The following is a 21360-nucleotide window of genomic DNA, read 5'->3' on the forward strand; positions in this document are numbered from 1 at the left end:
ATTCATCACGAACTTTTATTAAATTGTAGCATCTATTGTTACGAAAAAATAAGATTGCTAAGATTGCTCGGTTTTGCGCAGTGCTCACTATTTGCTCGCAATGCCGATAGATAAATTTAAAACATAGGTTTATTGCGGGTACATTATTCCGCTAATAAAAACTAAGGTTCCTTTAAGGTTAGATGATTAACATCCCTGCGGTGATATTCTCTGATAGGCTGAAATAATATGACTTCATCTCCAAATGCAGATAAGGCATTTAGCTGGAAGGCTTTGTTCTGGGTTCTGCTGTTCTTTTGGTTTTTCTCTACTGTTTTACAGGCCGTCATTCTTGTCACTGGCTACAGTGGCTCCAACGGCATTCGTGACTCTTTGCTGTATAGTTCACTTTGGTTAATTCCTGTATTTTTATTCCCGAACAAAACCCGCATTATTTCAGCGGTTATTGGCATTATTTTGTGGGCAGCCTCTATCTGTTCACTAGCCTATTATATTATTTACGGACAAGAGTTCTCTCAGAGCGTTCTGTTCGTCATGTTCGAGTCCAACACCAGCGAAGCTGGCGAATACTTCAGTCAATATTTCAGCCTGCATCTGGCGCTTATTCTTCTGGCTTATACCGCTGTCTGCGTCTTCCTGTGGACACGCCTTCGCCCTGTCTATATCCCCTCTTTCTGGAGATATGTTATTCCAGCGGCAATCTTCTATGGCCTTATCGTTAACCCGATGGTCTATAACATGCTGATTCAGAAGCGTTCATTTGAAGATTCCCTGCCACGCTTAACGTCTCGCATGGAGCCAGCCGCTCCGTGGCAAATGATCACTGGTTATTTCGAATATCGTAGCCAGCTCGCCAGTCTGCAAGCGTTACTGAAAGAAAACAGTTCACTACCGCCATTGGCAAATCTGACCGATGCAAGTGGCAATGCGCCGCGCACGCTGGTTTTAGTGATCGGTGAATCGACCCAACGTGGCCACATGAGCCTGTATGGTTATCCGCGTGAAACGACGCCTCAGTTAGATGAACTGCACAAGACAGACAAGAATCTGACCGTATTCAACGATGTGGTCACTTCTCGTCCTTACACGATCGAAATCTTGCAGCAAGCTCTGACGTTCGCTAACGAGAAGAATCCTGATCTGTATCTGACCCAGCCTTCATTGATGAATATGATGAAGCAAGCGGGATATAAAACGTTTTGGATCACTAACCAGCAAACGATGACCAAGCGTAATACCATGCTGACGCTGTTCTCCCAGCAAACAGACAAGCAGTATTATCTGAACCAACAGCGTACACAGAGTGCCCGACAGTATGACGGCGACGTGTTGCAGCCGTTTAAAGAAGTGATGGCCGATCCTGCACCGAAGAAATTTATCGTGGTGCATTTGCTAGGCACGCACATTAACTACAAATTCCGCTATCCAGAAGGATTTGATAAATTTAATGGCACCGAGGATGTTCCTCCTGGCTTAAGTCAGGATCAGATTGATTCCTATAATCAGTACGACAACGCAAATCTGTATAACGACTATGTGGTGTCTAGCCTGATTAAAGATTACTCAGCAACAAATCCAAACGGTTTCTTACTGTACTTCTCTGACCACGGTGAGGAAGTGTATGACACTCCGCCGCACAATATTCAGGGACGTAACGAAGCGTCACCAACGCGTCACATGTATAGCATTCCGTTCATCCTATGGACGTCACCAAGCTGGCAGCAATCGCATCCTCGTGATTTTGCCTCAATGACCGATCGTAAATACAGCAGCTCTGAGTTGATTCATACTTGGTCTGATTTGGCTGGTTTGAAATATGATCTGTTCAACCCTGAGAGAAGCTTAGTGAATCCGAACTTTGTTGAAACCACACGTTGGATCGGCAATCCCTATGAGAAAAAAGGTTTGCATGATTACGACAAACTGCCGTTTGGCGACCAAGTCGGAAATCAGTAACTAACAAGAGCCCTAAGCCTAATGCTGATCGTTTAAGAGATCGAGATACACGGGGCTAGCACACCGCGGGGCGCTCCGGCAGCTAAAGCTGCTACGACCCCATCGGTGTTCTTCCCCTAAAATCACGCTTAAGTGACCGGCATTAGCCCTAAGCCCCTTTTCGAAGGGGCTTTTTTTATGATTCATTCGAATCAACCATTGAATTTTAAGCAATAAAAAAGGCACCCTTAGGTGCCTTCTTCTTGAGCAAAAAGAATTACTTCTTAGTGCCTGGTACGCTGAAACGCTTGTTGAAGCGGTCAACACGACCACCGGTAGCAACATCACGCTGCTTGCCAGTATAGAACGGGTGGCAGTTGCTGCACACGTCCAGGTTCAGGTCGCGACCTGCGGTAGAATGAGTTTTGATCACGTTGCCGCAAGAGCAAGTTGCAGTAATTGCAACGTAGTTCGGGTGGATACCTTGTTTCATGGGATAACCTCAGTTAAGGCCGCGTCGCTATCCAGCCCTATTCCGCCAGACACCACGCGTGGTTGATAAATTTGGTTTGATAAAAAGCCTATCAAAGGCGGCGAATTATACAGGGATCAAACATACACCGCAATCGAATTGCAATTGACTTTATTTATATCCACCTCTCCCTTTAAACGCCGTTATGCAAATTAAACTGGTTCAAACCTTCCCCCCGACATGTAAACTAAGCGTACATTTGGAAGCAGGATTAAACATGCCGGTCGTTCACGTAGCCTTACCCGTTCCATTATCCCGTACCTTTGATTATCTTCTGCCAACGGGGATAACCCCCATCGCAGGAGCACGGGTCAGTGTGCCTTTCGGACAGCGCAAAATGATCGGTATTATCACTGGATTTGGTGAGCACAGCGAACTTCCGCTTGAGAACTTAAAATCTGTTCACCAAGTGCTAGATAATGAATCACTTTTCTCTTCCCGTATGTGGCACATGCTGCGCTGGGCTGCGGATTATTATCATTACCCAATTGGCGAAGTGCTGTTTCATGCGTTGCCGGTGATGCTGCGCCAAGGCAAACCAGCACAACATGGGCAACTGTGGCAATGGGTCATCACTGAACAAGGGAAGGCTACGCCGCCAGAAACACTAAAACGAGCACCTAAACAACAGCGAGCTCTGGCGACGCTGTTACAGCGGCCTTTGTATCGCCATCAGGTGACCGAATGTGACTTAAACGAAGCAGCGCTGCAAAGCATCAAAACCAAAGGGCTTGCGGAGCTCCGTGCCGAATCACCAGAATTACACGACTGGCGCGCCAATTATGCCGTTAACGGTGAGCGACTAAAGCTCAATACCGAGCAAGCCACCGCCGTAGGCGCGATTCGCAGTGAGGACAATCAGTTCAGCGCCTGGCTGCTTGCTGGCGTAACGGGTTCAGGCAAGACTGAAGTCTATCTCAGCGTAATCGAAAATATTTTGGCTCAAGGCCGTCAGGCGCTGGTCTTAGTGCCTGAGATTGGCCTTACGCCACAAACTATCGCTCGTTTTAGAGAACGCTTTAATGCACCGGTTGACGTTCTCCACTCAGGCTTAAACGATAGCGAACGCCTAGCGGCATGGCTACGTGCCCGTAATGGCGAAAGCGCAATCGTCATAGGAACCCGTTCGGCGCTGTTCACGCCTTTTGCTCGTTTAGGCGTCATCATCATTGATGAAGAACATGATGGTTCCTATAAACAGCAGGAAGGATGGCGCTATCACGCGCGAGATTTAGCCGTATTCCGCGCACATCAGGAGAATATCCCTATTGTGCTTGGCTCAGCCACTCCCGCCTTGGAAACGCTGCACAATGTTGAACTGGGGAAATACCGTCGCCTGCGACTGACCCAGCGAGCAGGTAATGCCAAACCCGCAGCCCAACACCTGCTAGATTTAAAAGGTCTACCGCTCAAAGCTGGGCTTGCCCAGCCGCTATTACAGCGGATGAAACAACACGTTGATGCCGGAAATCAGGTTATCCTGTTCCTGAATCGACGAGGCTTTGCCCCTGCGCTGCTGTGCCACGAGTGTGGCTGGATTGCCGAATGCCAACGCTGTGACCATTACTACACGTTACATCAGCAACAGCATCATCTGCGCTGTCATCATTGTGATAGCCAAAAACCGATTCCGCGCCAGTGCCCACAGTGTGGCAGCACTAATCTGCTGCCCGTCGGACTCGGCACCGAACAACTTGAAGCCGAGCTTACCACGCTGTTTCCTGATACACCGATTACGCGCATCGATCGCGACACAACCAGCCGCAAAGGCGCATTGGAACAGCAATTGGCCGAAGTACATCGAGGGGGGGCTCGTATATTAATCGGCACCCAAATGTTGGCGAAAGGCCACCATTTTCCCAACGTCACGCTAGTGGCTTTGCTTGATGTTGATGGCGCACTCTTTTCTGCTGATTTCCATTCTGCTGAGCGTTTTGCCCAGCTATATACACAGGTTTCCGGTCGAGCAGGACGCGCAGGCAAACAGGGAGAGGTGATATTACAGACCCATCACCCAGAACATCCTCTTCTATTAACCTTGTTGAATCAGGGCTACGACGCCTTTGCTGAGCAAGCGCTTAAAGAGCGTAAAAGCGTATTCTTACCCCCCTATACTAGCCATATCATGGTGCGTGCTGACGATCATGATAACCAGAATGCGCCACAATTTTTGCAGCAGCTAAGAAACCTGTTGGAAGCCAGTCCGTTGCGGGATGAGTCGTTTTGGATACTCGGGCCCGTTCCAGCGTTACAACCTAAACGCGGTGGACGATTCCGTTGGCAGCTGTTACTACAGCACCCTTCGCGCGCACGGTTACAGAAAATCGTTAAAGGTACACTGCCGCTAATAAGCACCTTACCAGCCGTGAAAAGAGTGAAATGGACGCTCGATGTTGATCCAACGGACAACTGATCGTCCAAGTGAGAAAGGCCATAAGACAGATGGATAAAAACAGCGATTTGCGATCCTGATCTAAAAAATCTATCTCGGTCACATTTCTCATGCAAATTAGGTAACAACAGCAGGGTGCATTCTGTTTAAAATGTGATCCATATGGTAATTCATGAACTGGTATGAGCATTCCGAGCAACAAAACTGGGATGACGCAAGGAAGCTGGTTTTCATTCAGTAAAACAGGAAGAGTAACACCGCCCGCGTCAACGTTTCGCTAGACGCAAGGAGAACAGCGTTGGAAGAGAAGCAAAGCATGTCTGCTGCCACCATGAAAGACGTGGCTGAACACGCCGGTGTCTCAACAGCCACCGTTTCAAGAGCATTGATGAACCCCGAGAAAGTCTCTGCCGCTACCCGCCAAAAAGTTGAGCAGGCCGTATTAGCCGTTGGTTATTCTCCACACGCACTGGCGCGTAGTTCAAAACGCAATGAGTCGCGAACCATTCTGGTGATAGTTCCCGATATCTGTGACCCATTCTTTGCCGAAGTCATTCAGGGTGTTGAACGTACCGCTGCAGAGCATGGCTATTTAGTATTGCTTGGTGATTGCGCGCAACAGCAGCAGCAAGAAAAAACTTTCGTAAACCTCATCATTACTAAACAAATAGACGGCATGTTGCTGCTAGGCTCGAACGTACCTTTCGACGCCAGCAAAGAAGAACAGAAAAACTTGCCACCGATGGTCATGGCGAATGAGTTTGCACCTGAACTTGAACTGCCTACTGTGCATATCGATAACCTCACAGCCGCTTTCGAAGCCGTGTTGTATCTACATGAATTAGGTCATCACCGCATTGCTTGCATTGCAGGGCCAGAAAGCATGCCGCTGAGCAAATATCGTCTACGTGGCTATATTCAGGCACTGCGTCGTTGTGGCATTGCAGAGGAAAAGAGCTTTATTGAACGCGGTGACTTTACCTATGAAGCCGGCGCACAGGCGATGCTGGCACTGATGTCGCTGCCACAACCCCCAACGGCGATCTTCTGCCATAGCGACGTTATGGCCATCGGCGCGCTGTCACAGGCAAAACGCATGGGATTGCGCGTACCAGATGATGTTTCACTGGTTGGTTTTGATGATATAAAACTGGCTCAGTACTGCGATCCTCCGCTGACTACCGTGTCTCAGCCTCGCTATCAAATTGGGCGTGAAGCCATGTTACTGCTATTAGAGCAGCTTCACAGTCGCTCCGTAGTTAGCGGTTCGAGACTGTTAGACAGCGAATTTATCGTTAGAGGAAGTACATCTGCGCCGAAACGCTAGTTAAATTGGGATGAGTTCAGTAACATGGCGCTCTTAATTCAAAATAAATACCCAACATAATTGGAGCTGCGGCCTTGCTAACGCGGGTGCAGCAATAGAATGATGGGTGTTACGATGTAGCGAAAAGACAGTGGCACAACGAGATTATGTGAGCCGGGGCCGCTCATCAGGAGCGAAGCGCAAAACCAATACCCGGAAAAAGAAGAAGTCATCTCCTGGTATTTCTAAAACCATGGTGGTTCTTGCTATGGGGGTTTTAGTGACCTTCGCTGCCGGCCTTTATTTTTTGACTCACCATAAACCAGACAGCGATGAACTGTTACCGACGCAGGCAAAACATGCCGGTAATGGCCTTCCGCCAAAACCGGAAGAACGCTGGCGTTACATCAAAGAGCTTGAGAATCGTCAGGTAGGCGTAGCTACGCCTACACAGCCAAGCAGTAGTGCTTCGGCGACACAAAATCAGCAGCCACAGCTCACCGCGGAACAGCGTCAACTGTTAGATCAGATGCAGTCTGATATGCGTCAGCAGCCAACTCAGCTGTCAGAAGTGCCGTACAACGATCAAATGCAGACTGCGCGCCGTACGCCACAAAACAGCCGCATGCCGGATCAAACCTACACTCAGCAACAACCGGTAACGGCGACTCAACCACGTAATCCGTTCTCACAGCAGAATACGACGACCACTCAACCAACCCAACCGCGCCAAACACAAACAGAGCCAACACGCCCTGCGCGTACTACACCGCCGGCGCAAACCGCTCAGCAGCCCGTTCAGCAACCGCATAAAGAAAAGCCAGCTCCGGTAACAAGCGTAGCGGAACAACCAACCGCGGCGAAAGAAGCTAAGCAAGAAAAAGCGCCTGAAAAAGAAAACAGCCAAAAATGGCTGGTACAGTGCGGTTCATTCCGCAGCACCGATCAGGCGGAATCCGTTCGTGCGCAATTGGCATTCGGCGGCGTCGAAAGCCGAATTACCGCTGGTGGTGGATGGAATCGCGTCTTGTTAGGCCCATACAGCAGTCGTGCCGCAGCAGATAAAATGCTGCAACGATTGAAGGGCGAAGGAATGTCTGGATGTATTGCCCTCTCAGCCGGGGGTTGAAAAGCAAAATATCCCCCCCATCTATCTGACAATGCCCCCACACAAAGGTGTGGGGTTCTTATTTCGTCAGCTACGGGGGTCTGCTCGTGACAACAATAGTAAGCGTACGCCGCAACGGTAAAGTGGTAATCGGTGGTGATGGCCAAGCGACCATGGGCAATACCGTCATGAAAGGTAATGTTCGCAAAGTTCGCCGTCTGTATAACGACCGCGTGATTGCCGGATTTGCCGGTGGCACCGCAGATGCCTTCACCCTGTTTGAACTCTTCGAACGCAAGCTGGAACTGCATCAGGGACATTTGGTTAAAGCGGCCGTTGAGCTTGCCAAAGATTGGCGTACCGATCGTATGCTGCGCAAACTCGAAGCGCTGCTGGCGGTCGCGGATGAAAACGCCTCCCTCATCATCACCGGTAATGGTGACGTCATTCAGCCAGAAAATGATTTAATCGCGATAGGCTCCGGCGGCCCTTATGCTCAGGCAGCCTCTCGCGCATTGCTCGAAAACACAGAACTGAGTGCCCGCGAAATTGTTGATAAAGCGCTGGGTATTGCTGGTGATATTTGTATCTACACCAATCAGTTCCACACCATTGAAGAATTAGACTCCAAAGCGTAAGGACTCCAAACATGTCTGAGATGACCCCACGCGAAATTGTCAGCGAACTCGATAGCTACATCATCGGCCAGCACTCTGCAAAGCGCGCCGTGGCTATTGCCCTGCGTAACCGCTGGCGCCGCATGCAGTTGAATGAAGAACTGCGTCATGAAGTAACACCCAAAAATATTCTGATGATTGGCCCAACCGGCGTCGGTAAAACCGAAATTGCACGTCGTCTGGCTAAACTGGCTAATGCGCCATTCATCAAAGTTGAAGCGACTAAGTTCACTGAAGTCGGCTATGTAGGTAAAGAAGTCGACTCAATCATTCGCGATCTGACAGATTCCGCGATGAAAATGGTGCGCATGCAGTCCATCGAAAAGAATCGCTATCGTGCCGAAGAAATGGCTGAAGAGCGCATTCTGGATGTTCTGATCCCACCCGCTAAAAACAACTGGGGCCAGCCAGAACAAAGCGCTGAGCCTTCTGCCGCGCGCCAGAGTTTCCGCAAGAAGCTGCGTGAAGGCCAGTTGGATGATAAAGAAATCGAATTAGAATTAGCCGCTTCTCCGGTTGGTGTTGAAATTATGGCTCCTCCAGGAATGGAAGAGATGACCAACCAACTGCAGTCCATGTTCCAGAATCTGGGTGGGCAAAAGCAAAAAGCGCGCAAAATTAAAATCAAAGAAGCCTTCAAACTGCTGATTGAAGAAGAAGCGGCGAAACTGGTTAACCCTGAAGAGCTGAAAGAGCAGGCGATTAATGCCGTTGAACAAAACGGTATCGTATTTATCGATGAGATCGACAAAATCTGTAAACGCGGTGAATCTTCTGGTCCAGACGTTTCTCGTGAAGGTGTTCAGCGCGATCTGTTGCCTCTCATTGAAGGCTGCACGGTTTCAACCAAACACGGCATGGTGAAAACTGACCACATCCTGTTCATTGCTTCAGGTGCATTCCAAGTTTCGAGCCCATCGGACCTGATCCCTGAGCTGCAGGGTCGCTTGCCAATTCGTGTTGAGCTGCAGGCGCTGACCACTGAAGACTTCGAGCGCATCCTGACCGAGCCGAGTGCATCGCTGACTGAACAGTATCAGGCACTCATGGCAACTGAAGGCCTCACCATCAACTTCACCGCCGACGGTGTACGTCACATCGCTGAAGCTGCATGGCGCGTTAACGAAAGCGCTGAAAACATCGGCGCACGTCGTTTACACACGATTCTGGAGCGTTTAGTCGAAGAGATCTCCTTCGAAGCTAGCGATATGAGCGGTCAGACTGTAACAATCGATGCTGAATATGTACGCAATCACCTTGATGAACTCGTTGCAGATGAAGATCTGAGCCGGTTTATCCTATAATACGTTTCAAGAACCGTCCCTATCGGTTGTCATAAAAGGGAGGCTTTGGCCTCCCTTTTGTATGTCTACAATATCCAATTGATAAAATATGGTAGATTACCGACCCTAACTGGAACCCATCACCCGAATTTTTCACCGTGGGATCCCCTGAGCGACTGAAGCGAATAATGAGTTCATCAACAACAATTAGCAGGCCTCGCGCCTGGTTGGAAAGTCTGCGCTTGCGTACCCTGCCGCTGGCCTTGGCATCCATCGTCACCGGCTCTGCGATTGCCGCATGGCAAAACACCTTTAAGGTGGAGATTGCCCTGCTCGCGCTGCTGACAGCCGCTATGCTGCAAATACTCTCCAATCTGGCCAACGACTATGGCGATGCCGTCAAGGGCAGCGATACCGAAGAGCGCATCGGGCCACTACGTGGTATGCAAAAAGGCGTCATTACTCAGGCACAGATGAAGCGTGCACTGGGAATTACCGTTGTACTAACCGTTCTGTCGGGGATCGCGCTGATTGCCGTCGCTTGCCAAAAGCCACAGGACATCATTGGATTCCTGATCTTAGGATTAATGGCGATTGTCGCTGCGATCACCTATACCGTGGGTACTCGCCCCTATGGGTATATGGGACTCGGTGATATTTCTGTGCTGGTCTTCTTTGGATGGCTCAGCGTTGCTGGAACCTACTATTTGCAGGCAGGCACTTTCGACAGCGTCGTCATGCTGCCCGCTACCGCCTGCGGTTTCTTAGCGACTGCCGTGTTGAATATCAATAATCTGCGCGATATCGAAAACGATGCAATCAACGGCAAAAACACGCTTGCTGTACGCCTTGGTCCCATAAAAGCACGCTACTACCATGTTGGTTTACTGGTAGGCTCGGTGGTATGTCTCGCATTGTTTGCGCTGCTTTATCTAAAAAGCGCGTTTGGCTGGTTATTCGTGTTAGCCATTCCTATGCTGTACAAACATGGTCATTACGTCTTCACCCATCGAACGCCTGAGGCTATGCGCCCTATGCTGGAAAGCATGGTGAAAAGTGCCCTGCTCACCAATGTGTTATTTGCCATCGGCACCGTTCTAAGTTAATCCTCGCTTTTGCTGGCACACAAAACGTGCGCCAGCGCCGCTAATCGCCACATTTAACAATTGGTGTTTTTGCAAACAACATGGATAAGGGGATATACTAAACATCCCTGCGGCAAACAGACGTTAATCCTATGAAATACGATACTTCCGAACTATGCGACATTTACCATGAAGATGTGAATGTAGTAGAACCGCTGTTCTCCAACTTTGGTGGGCGTACTTCGTTTGGCGGGCAGATCACCACAGTGAAATGCTTTGAGGATAACGGCCTACTCTATGAACTGTTGGAAGAGAATGGGCGTGGACGTGTGATGGTCATTGACGGCGGTGGTTCTGTGCGTCGTGCGCTGATCAACGCAGAATTAGCTCGTTTGGCTACACAGAATGAGTGGGAAGGCATTGTCGTTTACGGTGCCGTTCGTCAGGTCGACGATCTCGAAGAGTTGGATATTGGTATTCAAGCGATGGCGGCTATCCCTGCAGGAGCAGACGGTGAAGGCATCGGCGAGAGCGATATCCGCGTAAACTTCGGCGGCGTGACCTTCTTCTCCGGCGATCATCTGTATGCTGACAACACAGGTATTATTCTCTCTGAAGAGCCATTGGATCTCGAGTAGTCCATAGCCCAGTCTGAATGAAAAAAGGCGCTCAATGAGCGCCTTTTGCTTGCCTGCATGAAAACAAAGTCAATTAATTCACTTCATCCATGCGGCCTAACAAAGAGCGCAGGCGCTCCTGCCATGCAGTTTGTTCTTCTTTCAGCTGTTCGTTTTCACGCACCAGAGCTTCACGAGAGCCAGCAGCTTGCTGAACTTCCTGATTCAGTTGAGTGTTCTGTTCTTTCAGCTCTTCGATTTCCATCTGCAACAGCGTAATGGTATCAATCGCCTGTTGAACTTTTGCTTCCAATTTTTCAAATACTTCAAATGACATTCTTCTGTCCCCTTATCATAGCCAGGCGTACATCTGCTGTAGTGAGTGCGTTTATTTGTCACCCACTGCGAAAATATAGTTGCGCCCATAAACACAACGACTGACTGCCACCCACGGTGCGCGAGTCATTGCGCAATAAATTCTTTTTCAACTCCGATTGTATGTACCCCATTCTCTACTGTCTAGCGCGATACTGGGGCAAAGTGCAGTCTGTAACAAAATCGCACCTTATGACTATCAGTTAATCCCTAAAAATCGTATTCATCAGCTTCGTTATAAATTTACAATTAAGTTACAAAATCGTGTCACCATGATCTGTGTCAGTGGTCAGATCACAAAAAAATTTGGCAAAAAGAGCACTGAATACGCGGATTCACTCATTTTTATGACGAAGTACACACATTTTGATTTCGCTATTTCTCGTTTTTGCTCGTTAACGATAAATTTACAACAAGCCCAGAAAAAATATATGAGGGCTTGCTTCACACCCCCTACAATAATTCGTCGTTAGGACACCAAGTCATGAGCCAAACAGCTAGTTCAACGTTAAAAGGGCAGTGCATCGCTGAATTCCTTGGCACCGCATTGCTGATATTTTTTGGATGTGGCTGCGTAGCCGCACTTAAGCTGGCAGGTGCAAGTTTTGGTCAGTGGGAAATTAGTATTATTTGGGGTCTGGGTGTTGCCATGGCAATTTACCTGACGGCCGCTATCTCTGGTGCTCATCTGAATCCCGCCGTCACTATCGCCTTATGGCTTTTTGCCTGTTTCGATAAGCGCAAAGTTATTCCCTACATCATTGCTCAGGTTGCGGGGGCTTTTTGCGCCGCGGCACTGGTCTACGGTTTGTACCAAAACCTGTTCGTCGACTTTGAGCAAGCCCACCAGATCGTCCGAGGCAGCGTAGCCAGCCTAGATCAGGCCGGTGTGTTCTCCACCTATCCGAACCCACATATTTCTGTAGGGCAGGCATTCTTGGTTGAAACCGTTATTACCGCCATCCTGATGTGCCTAATTCTGGCACTGACCGATGACGGCAACGGCATTCAACGTGGCCCATTAGCGCCACTGCTGATCGGTATTCTCATCGCCGTTATCGGGGCATCTATGGGGCCGTTGACCGGATTTGCGCTTAACCCAGCTCGTGACTTTGGTCCTAAAGCTTTTGCCTATCTGGCTGGCTGGGGCGAAGTTGCCTTTACCGGCGCTCGAGATATTCCATACTTCTTAGTACCTATCTTTGGCCCAATCGTCGGCGCATGCATCGGCGCCTTTGGTTACCGTTCACTGATTGGTCGTCACTTGCCATGTGATGTATGCAAGCTCGAAGATGAGCCTGCAACCAAAACAGAACAGCGTAAGGCCTAGTATTCATCGGTGGACTTCGCTCCACCGGTTTTCATTTTTTTGAGACACCATGTCGTATTCAGTTCATCAACGCAGGATTAATGTTATGACGACCGAAAAAAAATACATCGTCGCGCTCGACCAAGGAACCACCAGCTCACGAGCAGTGGTACTGGATCATGACGCTAATATCATCAGCGTCTCTCAGCGTGAATTTGAGCAAATCTATCCAAAAGCGGGTTGGGTTGAACACGACCCAATGGAGATTTGGGCGACGCAAAGTTCTACTCTGGTCGAAGTCCTAGCGAAAGCGGATATCAGTTCTGATCAAATCGCGGGTATTGGTATCACCAACCAGCGTGAAACCACCATCGTTTGGGAGAAAGAGACAGGCAAACCCATTTATAACGCTATTGTGTGGCAATGCCGCCGTACTGCTGACATCTGTGAGAAACTGAAAAAAGCAGGCATGGAAGAGTACATTCGCCATAATACGGGCTTAGTGGTTGACCCCTATTTCTCTGGCACCAAAGTAAAATGGATTCTTGATCACGTTGAAGGATCTCGTGAGCGCGCAAAACGCGGCGAGCTGCTGTTCGGTACCGTAGATACTTGGCTGGTTTGGAAAATGACACAGGGGCGTGTTCACGTCACCGACTACACCAACGCCTCTCGTACCATGATGTTCAACATCCATACGCTGGAGTGGGATGAGCGCATGCTAGAGGTCTTGGACATTCCACGCGAAATGCTGCCAACCGTACATCCATCATCTGAAATCTACGGCCAAACCAACATCGGTGGTAAAGGCGGTACTCGTATTCCAATCGCAGGGATCGCGGGTGACCAGCAGGCTGCGCTTTATGGTCAACTGTGCGTGCAAGAAGGTATGGCGAAGAACACTTACGGTACCGGTTGCTTCCTATTGATGAACACCGGAAAAGAAGCCGTTCCTTCCAAGCATGGTCTACTGACGACTATCGCCTGCGGCCCACGCGGTGAAGTGAACTATGCGTTGGAAGGCGCCGTATTTATCGGCGGCGCATCAATTCAATGGCTACGCGATGAGATGAAGTTGATTAACGACGCGGCGGACTCCGAATACTTCGCAACCAAAGTAAAAGACAGCAACGGCGTGTACGTGGTACCTGCCTTTACTGGTCTGGGCGCCCCTTACTGGGATCCGTATGCACGTGGAGCTATCTTCGGCCTGACCCGTGGCGTAAACAGCAACCACATTATTCGTGCAACGCTGGAATCTATCGCTTACCAAACGCGCGACGTTCTAGATGCAATGCAAGCGGACTCCGGTACTCGTCTAAAAGCGCTGCGCGTAGACGGTGGTGCTGTTGCCAATAACTTCCTGATGCAGTTCCAGTCTGACATTCTGGGAACGCGTGTTGAGCGTCCTGCAGTACTGGAGGTTACGGCGTTGGGTGCAGCATATCTAGCCGGTCTAGCAGTAGGGTTCTGGAGCGATCTGGAGGAACTGCGTAGCAAGGCCACTATCGAGCGTGAATTCCGTCCAAGCATTGAAACCGTGGAGCGTAACTATCGTTACAGCGGCTGGAAGAAAGCTGTATCGCGTGCTCAGGCGTGGGAAGAGCACGATTGATATTGGGCTCACCAGTTATGTTATGTATATAACTAAGGTGTAAAGTTTCGTTCGCCTATCAGCAACGGCATTTGCCTATAAACTGAGTTGAAGGCGACCGATGAGGGGCGCCAGCGCGCGCCCCTTCAATCCTCGCGCTTTTATCCGAGACGCCATTTCCGCATCGGGTCGGCATGCGCCATCCTTGGCGCCTCCTCCCCTCGTAGAAACATCCTGTTTCTACTGCTCTATCTACCAAAACTTAAACTCAAAAAAGACAAAACAATCAAAACAATATTGCTTTGTCTTCTCGTGTTGAATGAAATGCATGATAGAACCGCCATCAGGGATGATGGCGGTAGGTCGAAGGCGCACAGGGATGTGCGCTCTGAGACCGGTCGGTCAAACAACTCGATAAAAAGCGCGAGAGTGAAGAGGTTGCGCGCTGGCAACCTCTTCTCGGACGCCTCGCTAGCGGTTTCATGGAAACAAATTTGCTAACTGGCGGACGAAACCCTTCACCGTTCTATCATAGAGATAGAAAACCGCTGCCAATACGGACGCCTGCACAGTCCAAATGTGAATAGAAGACAGCAGCAATGAAGCCTATACAATCGTTTTCCAATCCCCCCCTCTCACCTTGTGCTAAAATCCCCTCCCGTCTTTATCCCTCAATCTTTCAGTAACCAATACGGATCTATAATGAAACGTGAATTAGCCATCGAATTCTCCCGCGTCACCGAAGCCGCAGCTCTGGCTGGATACAAGTGGTTAGGCCGTGGTGATAAAAATGCCGCTGACGGCGCTGCTGTTAATGCCATGCGCATCATGCTTAACCAAGTCGATATCGACGGTGAAATCGTGATCGGTGAGGGTGAGATCGATGAAGCTCCAATGTTGTATATCGGTGAGCGTGTTGGTACTGGTAACGGCGATCAGGTTGATATCGCCGTCGATCCCATTGAAGGCACCCGTATGACCGCCATGGGTCAATCTAATGCGCTAGCCGTTATGGCCGTTGGCGATAAAGGTACTTTTTTGCGCGCACCGGATATGTATATGGAGAAACTGGTTGTCGGCCCGCAAGCTAAAGGCGTTATCGATTTAAATCGACCATTGGCCGAAAACCTGCGTCTGGTTGCCGAAAAGCTAGAAAAACCGCTGCATGAGCTAACCGTCATTACGCTGGCAAAACCACGCCATGACGCTGTAATTGCTGAAATGCAGACACTTGGCGTTAAAGTATTTGCGATTCCTGACGGCGACGTAGCGGCCTCAATTCTGACCTGTATGCCTGAAAGCGAAGTTGATGTCATGTACGGCATCGGCGGCGCACCAGAAGGCGTTGTCTCAGCCGCAGTGATTCGTGCGCTAGATGGTGATATGCATGGCCGCCTGATCGCTCGATACAATGTGAAGGGCGATACCCCAGAAAACCGCGCGCTTGGCGAACAAGAGCTCAAGCGTTGCGCTGAAATGGGAATCGAAGCAGGTAAAGTGCTGCGCTTAGACGAAATGGCACGCAACGATAACGTCGTATTCTCCGCGACGGGAATAACCAAAGGTGATTTGCTGGAAGGTATTTATCGTAAAGGGAATATGGCTACCACTGAAACCCTGCTGGTGCGCGGTAAATCACGCACTATTCGCCGTATTCGTTCGACACATTATCTCGATCGCAAAGATCCAAAGATTTGTGAATTAATCATCTAGCTTCGATATCTCTCAGCCTCGTATTCACAGGCGAGGCTGAGGTTTTAAAACACAACTTACACCATATGCCCTTGCTGCTGCATTTTATGCGCAAGCGGTAGCCAACAGAGCAAAATCATCACGGCCATTGCCGTCATTAACATCCCTAAGCTGAACTGCCCCGTCTGTGGTAATAACGCAGAGAACCAAGCCATCGCGCCAGAACCCATGTTTTGTAGACCGCCCACCAGCGCACCCGCAGCCCCAGCCAAGAACGGAAATGGCTCCATAGCCCCTGTCGTTGCCAGTGGGAATAGCATTCCAGCGCCAAAGAAGAACAGTGCTGCAGGCACCACCAGCGTCCAAATATTCATAATGCCAAACCAGCCTGGGATCCACATCATAACGCCAGCGAGCAAGCAGCTGATTACCGAATGCCACATCAAGGTGGAGAAGCTTTTCCCCTGACGCCCTGCGTACCACGCACCAAAGAAGGCGGCTGGGATAGGTAAGATAAACAGAATACTCACGACGATGCCGCTGAGCCCCAAAACGCCGCCCATCAGCACACCGGAACAAGCCTCGAATACCGCAACACCGGCAAGTCCACCCACGAGCATAATCAAATAGCAGCCAAAAGAGCCGTTGGTCAGCAGCATTTTGTAGCTCGCAAACATATTCTTACGCGGTGCATTTGCCGGACGCGTTTCTGGAAGCCAGCGGTACATTGAAAACGCAACGCACACACAAAGCAGCAGTAAAAAACCATAGCAAGCACGCCAGCCGAGCACAGAATCCAGCATACCGCCAATCACCGGTGCCAACAGCGGACTAACGAGAATACCCATGTTCAATAGGCTGTTGGCATAGCGTAGAGAAGGCCCCTCATAGAGGTCGCGCGGCATAGTACGAGCCATCACACCAGCTACGCCGGTTCCCATGCCTTGTAACGCGCTTGCCATAACCAACATATCTAAATTGGTCGATAGCAACGCCCACAGCGCACCAATGATGAAAATCCCCATACCCGCCAAAATGACCGGGCGACGTCCCACACGATCGGAAATGGGGCCGTAGATCAACTGCGATCCACCGTAGGTTAGCAAATAAGCAGCCATGACCCCTTGCACAGCACCACTACGCACGCCCAGATCACGCGCCATATCTGCAATAGAAGGCACATAGATAGTCTGTGCCATCTGGCCAACTGCGACGAGCAGAATCAACATCACTAACAGGTGAAAATTCTCGAGCTTTCTCATTATTTTACGCTTGCCAACGCATCAAATTAGTATCATTAACTATTCATGACATAAATGTCAGGAAGTTAAAGCCATAGATCGGCGCATAATCTAACAGATTAGATTAAATAAACGAGCGAGTAAGGTTCTTTATTCTGGCTGATTTTGGCATACAAAAGTACCTAGCTCGTAAAGAAAAAGTTACAGCGAGGCATTCATTCTGCGACGGGATTAAAAATAGAGGATATTAATCATTTAATAGAGATATATAAGTTATTAAACTATATACCCAAAATAATTCGAGTTGCATTGAGAAGGCAAGTAAGTGAATCCCGATGAGTTTGCTCTAGTAAGAGATTCGGATGAGTGAACACAGCCAACAAAATGCAAGTTGAAGTATGACGGGTATACCCACTTTCCAAAAGGATTTGAGTCATGAAGACACCAGAATTGATCATGCTGCAGTTGAAAAGCCTTGGTCCTCAGTCAGCCAAGATGCTGGCTGATAGAATATCGATCACCACAATGGGCATTCGTCAGCATTTACAACAGCTCGAACAACGTGAACTTGTCTGTTATGAAGAGGCCAGAACCAAAGTGGGCCGCCCAACTCGTTACTGGTCGCTAACGACCAAGGGACACAGTCAGTTCCCCGATCGCCATCAAGACCTGTCGCGCGTGATCCTCGGTGCCGCACAGCAACTCTTCGGCGATGAAGGTGTTGAAAAACTCATTAATGTCCGCGAAGACTCTCTGTTTCAGCGCTATGCAACGGAACTGGAGAAATATCCCGAAGGCGAAGAACGCTTTCAGGCACTGGCTCGCTTGCGCCAAAACGACGGCTACATGGCCGAACTTGAGGTTGAAGATGATGCCGTGGTGCTGATTGAAAACCACTGTCCGATTGGCGTGGCAGCCCATAACTGCGGTAACTTATGTAACTCTGAGTTGAGTTTATTGCATCGCCTGTTGGGTCCAAACTACCAAATTGACCGCGTCGAGCATATTATTTCCAACTCACGTCGCTGCGCATATCGCATTACACCTCGGGAGTTGTAACCATGGCAGAATGGGTAACGGGCACTATTACTCAAGTTCAACATTGGACAGAGAATCTGTTCAGCATCACGCTGCAAGCACCGGTCCATAACTTTACTGCCGGACAGTTTGCCAAGCTGGGCTTAGATATTGACGGAGAGCGTGTACAGCGCGCTTATTCGTATGTAAATGCGCCAAGCGATAATAACTTAGAGTTTTATCTGGTAACCGTACCCGATGGTAAGCTCAGTCCGCGTCTGCATAGCCTTCAGGCAGGTGATACTTTACAGGTCACTGAAGAAGCCGCTGGTTTCTTTGTTCTGGATGAAGTTCCAGACTGTAAAACGCTTTGGATGCTGGCAACCGGTACTGCATTGGGGCCATATTTATCAATTTTGCAAGAAGGTAAAGATCTCGAGCGCTTTGAGAATATTGTCTTAGTTCATGCCACTCGTTTAGCGCAGGACTTAAGCTATCTGCCATTGATGCAACAGTTGGAACAACGCTACAACGGCAAATTACGGATTCAAACCGTAGTCAGCCGTGAGAATGCCGCAGGTTCACTTCAGGGGCGCGTTCCTGCGCTCATCGAAGATGGTTCTTTGGAAGCTGCGGTAGGTTTAAAAATCGACGCAGAAGAGAGCCACGTGATGTTGTGTGGCAATCCGCAAATGGTGCGAGATACCCAACAAGTGTTGAAGGATTCACGTGGAATGCGCAAGCATCTGCGCCGTAAACCGGGGCACATCACCAGTGAGCATTACTGGTAAATTTCAGCGATGATAAAACATGTGCCGGTTTGACCACCGGCATTTTTTTGGCTTAACGGCCTGCGTTCTTAAAATCGACCGGCGTTGGTTCTGGACCAAAACGATTATCCCCTTCGGTACCTATAAACGAACCACAGTCGATCAGCATCATCACCCCGATCAGCGTTGGAATAAAACGCCCAACCCCCCACTGCCAGATCTCGGCTAGCATACTCCAGTTTCCTGCTGCCAGCATCCAAGCAACAACGACCAAAAGAGCCCACCAGCCCGACTTATTGCGATCGTGCAAGCGCTTTACCAACACCGCTGCCGTTGGCCACAATGAAAAAACTAAACCAAAGGCCGCCGTTTGTAACGAAATCCAGCCACTTCCTGCAATCGAAAAAATAATCACTAAAAGAAGCGCCCACAATCCCATCCATATCCAGAAATCGCGCCGCCCAATTCGTCCGTTAAAAGAGAAACACCACTTTTGAATGGTCATAATCTGAAGTTGCCTACGTTATTACACCCTAAATAATTCGAGTTACAGGAAGGCGGCAAGTGAGTCAATCCCGATGAGCTTACTCTAGTAAGTGATGGGGGTGAACGAGCGCAGCCAACGCACATGCAGCTTGAAGTATGATGGGTAGAGAGCTAATAGCGGCAAAGTTTACCTTATCTCTCTCGGCCTCGGGAAATTTTGCACACAATTTTGACAATCACCCTTCGAAAACGCTTTAATCAGGTATAGGCGTGTGTATTACCAACATTCAGAATGGCAGATTGGAACATCAGACCAACAATGAAAAAAACGAGTTGCTACACATCCAAGGCTTTCTTCGCAATACTGATTCTATGGTATGCAGGCAGCAGTTTTTCTGTCAGTGCCGCGCAGGAAGAAGGCCGTATACTTTCTGACGAGCTCCCCGCCGCCCCTTACCTATTACCCAACGCTCCGACGTTCGACCTGACACTGGTTCAATTTCGCGCCAAGTACAACATTGAAAACCCGACGCTTATCATCAACGAATATCGGGCTATTAGCGTAAAAAACGAAGAGACGGCTATCACGCGCGCCGCCAGTAAAATCAATGACTATCTCTACTCTTCGGTTGTACTGGAAAAGGGCACAGGAAAAATCAAGAGCTTACAGATTACCTACATTCCGCCCGTGTCGATAAAAAACGATAAAGAAAATGGAAAAGACGGCAAGAAGCTCGATAAATCAGACGATAAAGTCTCACGCGAGTCGCGCGAACTCGCCATCAACTATATGGCCGCTATCATGCGGCACTTTTCGCCTACACTAACCTTTGATCAATGCACGGCTAAAGTATCGTCGCTGTTGAATAAAGGCAAAGGCCAGCTCTATTTCGCCCAAAATGATGGAGCGATGCGTTATGTCGTATCGGATAGCGCAGAAAAAGGTATTACTTTCGCAGTTGAACCGATTAAGCTGTCGCTATCAGATAATGCGGCTTAATCGCATCCTTTCGTATTTCATGATGGAAAACAAAACTTCTTAGTCGCGAGCTTTCTATACTGATTTACAGACAATGCCGGTAAGGCAGACTTTTACGATTATGTGTTCCGAATTGGAGAAATGAAAATGCGTCAACCATTAGTCATGGGCAACTGGAAACTCAACGGCAGCCACCACATGGTCAACGAACTGATCCTTGCGCTGCGCAACGAACTGAGCGCCGTAGCCAACTGTGACGTTGCTATCGCTCCACCAACCATCTATCTGGACCAGGCTGCACATACTCTGGCAGGTTCTCGTATCGCACTGGGTGCACAAGACGTTGGTATCAACGCTTCTGGTGCATTCACCGGTGAAACTTCGGCTCAAATGCTGAAAGATGTCGGTGCTAAATACATCATTATCGGTCACTCAGAGCGTCGTACTTACCACAAAGAAAGCGACGAGTTCATTGCAGAGAAATTTGCAGCCGTTAAAGAAGCTGGCCTGATCCCTGTGCTGTGCATCGGTGAAACCGACGCAGAAAATGAAGCGGGTAAAACTCAGGAAGTTTGCGCTCGTCAATTGGATGCCGTGCTGAAAACCATGGGTGCTCAAGTCTTCAAAGGTGCAGTTATCGCATACGAACCAGTATGGGCAATCGGTACTGGCAAATCAGCAACCCCTGCTCAGGCTCAAGCCGTTCACAAATTCATCCGCGACCACATTGCTAAACACAATGCCGAAGCAGCTGAAGAAGTTATTATCCAATACGGTGGTTCTGTTAACGCAGCAAACGCCGCTGAACTGTTCACTCAGCCAGATATCGATGGCGCGCTGGTTGGCGGTGCATCTCTGAAAGCTGACGCTTTTGCCGTTATCGTTAAAGCTGCGGCTGAAGCAAAAACTGCATAATTGCGTTTCTGCTTTCTTGCATGCAAAAAAACCCCGGAGAACCGGGG

19 protein-coding genes are annotated in these 21360 nt (G+C 49.2%); 15 read left to right on the forward strand and 4 right to left on the reverse strand.

Features of this window, described 5'->3' with window-relative positions; genetic code table 11:
* Positions 1 to 228 precede the first annotated feature (228 nt).
* Positions 229 to 1956, forward strand: coding sequence for a phosphoethanolamine transferase CptA (locus M988_RS20120; RefSeq protein WP_064575484.1), 1728 nt, complete (start codon positions 229 to 231; stop codon positions 1954 to 1956).
* Between the two features lie 256 nt (positions 1957 to 2212).
* Here the strand turns inward: M988_RS20120 and rpmE are convergent, their stop codons facing one another.
* Positions 2213 to 2428: a 50S ribosomal protein L31 gene (gene rpmE, locus M988_RS20125; RefSeq protein ID WP_004094235.1), complete on the reverse strand. Its 216-nt coding sequence runs from the start codon at positions 2426 to 2428 to the stop codon at positions 2213 to 2215.
* A 256-nt stretch (positions 2429 to 2684) separates the two neighbouring features.
* Between rpmE and priA the strand changes: the two genes are divergently transcribed.
* From priA to rraA, 7 genes are all read left to right on the forward strand, one after another.
* Positions 2685 to 4880: a primosomal protein N' gene (gene priA / locus M988_RS20130; RefSeq protein ID WP_039185220.1), complete on the forward strand. Its 2196-nt coding sequence runs from the start codon at positions 2685 to 2687 to the stop codon at positions 4878 to 4880.
* Positions 4881 to 5157: 277 nt separating this feature from the next.
* Entirely contained in the window at positions 5158 to 6186 is a 1029-nt protein-coding gene (gene cytR / locus M988_RS20135; RefSeq protein ID WP_008815799.1) for a DNA-binding transcriptional regulator CytR, read from the forward strand.
* Positions 6187 to 6316: 130 nt separating this feature from the next.
* Positions 6317 to 7294, forward strand: a complete 978-nt coding sequence (gene ftsN, locus M988_RS20140) for a cell division protein FtsN (RefSeq protein ID WP_074388468.1) — start codon at positions 6317 to 6319, stop codon at positions 7292 to 7294.
* Between the two features lie 86 nt (positions 7295 to 7380).
* Positions 7381 to 7911, forward strand: coding sequence for an ATP-dependent protease subunit HslV (hslV, locus tag M988_RS20145; protein WP_025801467.1), 531 nt, complete (start codon positions 7381 to 7383; stop codon positions 7909 to 7911).
* Between the two features lie 11 nt (positions 7912 to 7922).
* Positions 7923 to 9254: an ATP-dependent protease ATPase subunit HslU gene (gene hslU, locus M988_RS20150; RefSeq protein WP_004094226.1), complete on the forward strand. Its 1332-nt coding sequence runs from the start codon at positions 7923 to 7925 to the stop codon at positions 9252 to 9254.
* A gap of 167 nt (positions 9255 to 9421) precedes the next feature.
* Positions 9422 to 10339 (forward strand): 1,4-dihydroxy-2-naphthoate polyprenyltransferase, encoded by a 918-nt coding sequence (locus tag M988_RS20155; protein ID WP_004094224.1) that lies wholly within the window; start codon positions 9422 to 9424, stop codon positions 10337 to 10339.
* Between the two features lie 131 nt (positions 10340 to 10470).
* The gene (rraA, locus tag M988_RS20160; RefSeq protein ID WP_004094220.1) at positions 10471 to 10956 is read left to right on the forward strand and encodes a ribonuclease E activity regulator RraA; all 486 of its coding nucleotides are present in this window, start codon (positions 10471 to 10473) and stop codon (positions 10954 to 10956) included.
* Positions 10957 to 11029: 73 nt separating this feature from the next.
* Here the strand turns inward: rraA and zapB are convergent, their stop codons facing one another.
* Positions 11030 to 11272, reverse strand: coding sequence for a cell division protein ZapB (gene zapB, locus M988_RS20165; RefSeq protein ID WP_004094217.1), 243 nt, complete (start codon positions 11270 to 11272; stop codon positions 11030 to 11032).
* 522 nt (positions 11273 to 11794) lie between these two features.
* Between zapB and M988_RS20170 the strand changes: the two genes are divergently transcribed.
* The 3 genes from M988_RS20170 to glpX all read left to right on the forward strand — a co-directional run bounded on the left by M988_RS20170 (position 11795) and on the right by glpX (position 15926).
* Positions 11795 to 12640: an MIP/aquaporin family protein gene (locus M988_RS20170; protein ID WP_008815796.1), complete on the forward strand. Its 846-nt coding sequence runs from the start codon at positions 11795 to 11797 to the stop codon at positions 12638 to 12640.
* 85 nt (positions 12641 to 12725) lie between these two features.
* Positions 12726 to 14234: a glycerol kinase GlpK gene (gene glpK / locus M988_RS20175; protein ID WP_004094211.1), complete on the forward strand. Its 1509-nt coding sequence runs from the start codon at positions 12726 to 12728 to the stop codon at positions 14232 to 14234.
* Positions 14235 to 14915: 681 nt separating this feature from the next.
* Positions 14916 to 15926: a class II fructose-bisphosphatase gene (glpX, locus tag M988_RS20180; protein ID WP_064575489.1), complete on the forward strand. Its 1011-nt coding sequence runs from the start codon at positions 14916 to 14918 to the stop codon at positions 15924 to 15926.
* Between the two features lie 56 nt (positions 15927 to 15982).
* On the opposite strand, the gene emrD is transcribed toward glpX, so the two are convergent.
* Positions 15983 to 17167 (reverse strand): multidrug efflux MFS transporter EmrD, encoded by a 1185-nt coding sequence (gene emrD, locus M988_RS20185; protein ID WP_039185209.1) that lies wholly within the window; start codon positions 17165 to 17167, stop codon positions 15983 to 15985.
* Between the two features lie 414 nt (positions 17168 to 17581).
* Between emrD and M988_RS20190 the strand changes: the two genes are divergently transcribed.
* A complete protein-coding gene (locus M988_RS20190) occupies positions 17582 to 18205 on the forward strand; it encodes a helix-turn-helix transcriptional regulator (protein WP_004094203.1) in 624 nt (207 codons plus the stop codon).
* Between the two features lie 2 nt (positions 18206 to 18207).
* Positions 18208 to 18954: a ferredoxin--NADP(+) reductase gene (fpr, locus tag M988_RS20195; protein WP_008815794.1), complete on the forward strand. Its 747-nt coding sequence runs from the start codon at positions 18208 to 18210 to the stop codon at positions 18952 to 18954.
* A gap of 52 nt (positions 18955 to 19006) precedes the next feature.
* Here fpr and M988_RS20200 read toward each other — a convergent pair whose 3' ends face one another.
* Positions 19007 to 19438 carry a DUF805 domain-containing protein gene (locus M988_RS20200; protein WP_061059354.1) on the reverse strand — a complete coding sequence of 144 codons (432 nt, stop codon included), beginning with the start codon at positions 19436 to 19438 and terminating at the stop codon, positions 19007 to 19009.
* Between the two features lie 300 nt (positions 19439 to 19738).
* On the opposite strand from M988_RS20200, the gene M988_RS20205 reads away from it, so the two are divergent.
* Together M988_RS20205 and tpiA are read left to right on the forward strand one after the other, a co-directional pair.
* Positions 19739 to 20419 (forward strand): DUF1454 family protein, encoded by a 681-nt coding sequence (locus M988_RS20205; RefSeq protein WP_008815792.1) that lies wholly within the window; start codon positions 19739 to 19741, stop codon positions 20417 to 20419.
* A 126-nt stretch (positions 20420 to 20545) separates the two neighbouring features.
* The gene (gene tpiA, locus M988_RS20210) at positions 20546 to 21313 is read left to right on the forward strand and encodes a triose-phosphate isomerase (protein WP_008815791.1); all 768 of its coding nucleotides are present in this window, start codon (positions 20546 to 20548) and stop codon (positions 21311 to 21313) included.
* Positions 21314 to 21360 lie beyond the last annotated feature (47 nt).

The organism is Hafnia paralvei ATCC 29927 (genome assembly GCF_001655005.1).
Taxonomy (GTDB): domain Bacteria; phylum Pseudomonadota; class Gammaproteobacteria; order Enterobacterales; family Enterobacteriaceae; genus Hafnia; species Hafnia paralvei.

Bases quoted from the DNA above. Each gene is read 5' to 3' on its own strand.
- rraA (WP_004094220.1), top strand. From the start codon at position 10,471: ATGAAATACGATACTTCCGAACTATGCGACATTTACCATGAAGATGTG.
- zapB (WP_004094217.1), bottom strand. From the start codon at position 11,272: ATGTCATTTGAAGTATTTGAAAAATTGGAAGCAAAAGTTCAACAGGCG.
- M988_RS20155 (WP_004094224.1), top strand. From the start codon at position 9,422: ATGAGTTCATCAACAACAATTAGCAGGCCTCGCGCCTGGTTGGAAAGT.
- hslU (WP_004094226.1), top strand. From the start codon at position 7,923: ATGTCTGAGATGACCCCACGCGAAATTGTCAGCGAACTCGATAGCTAC.
- M988_RS20170 (WP_008815796.1), top strand. From the start codon at position 11,795: ATGAGCCAAACAGCTAGTTCAACGTTAAAAGGGCAGTGCATCGCTGAA.
- glpK (WP_004094211.1), top strand. From the start codon at position 12,726: ATGACGACCGAAAAAAAATACATCGTCGCGCTCGACCAAGGAACCACC.
- M988_RS20205 (WP_008815792.1), top strand. From the start codon at position 19,739: ATGAAAAAAACGAGTTGCTACACATCCAAGGCTTTCTTCGCAATACTG.
- rpmE (WP_004094235.1), bottom strand. From the start codon at position 2,428: ATGAAACAAGGTATCCACCCGAACTACGTTGCAATTACTGCAACTTGC.
- glpX (WP_064575489.1), top strand. From the start codon at position 14,916: ATGAAACGTGAATTAGCCATCGAATTCTCCCGCGTCACCGAAGCCGCA.
- M988_RS20120 (WP_064575484.1), top strand. From the start codon at position 229: ATGACTTCATCTCCAAATGCAGATAAGGCATTTAGCTGGAAGGCTTTG.
- priA (WP_039185220.1), top strand. From the start codon at position 2,685: ATGCCGGTCGTTCACGTAGCCTTACCCGTTCCATTATCCCGTACCTTT.
- emrD (WP_039185209.1), bottom strand. From the start codon at position 17,167: ATGAGAAAGCTCGAGAATTTTCACCTGTTAGTGATGTTGATTCTGCTC.
- M988_RS20200 (WP_061059354.1), bottom strand. From the start codon at position 19,438: ATGACCATTCAAAAGTGGTGTTTCTCTTTTAACGGACGAATTGGGCGG.
- M988_RS20190 (WP_004094203.1), top strand. From the start codon at position 17,582: ATGAAGACACCAGAATTGATCATGCTGCAGTTGAAAAGCCTTGGTCCT.
- tpiA (WP_008815791.1), top strand. From the start codon at position 20,546: ATGCGTCAACCATTAGTCATGGGCAACTGGAAACTCAACGGCAGCCAC.
- fpr (WP_008815794.1), top strand. From the start codon at position 18,208: ATGGCAGAATGGGTAACGGGCACTATTACTCAAGTTCAACATTGGACA.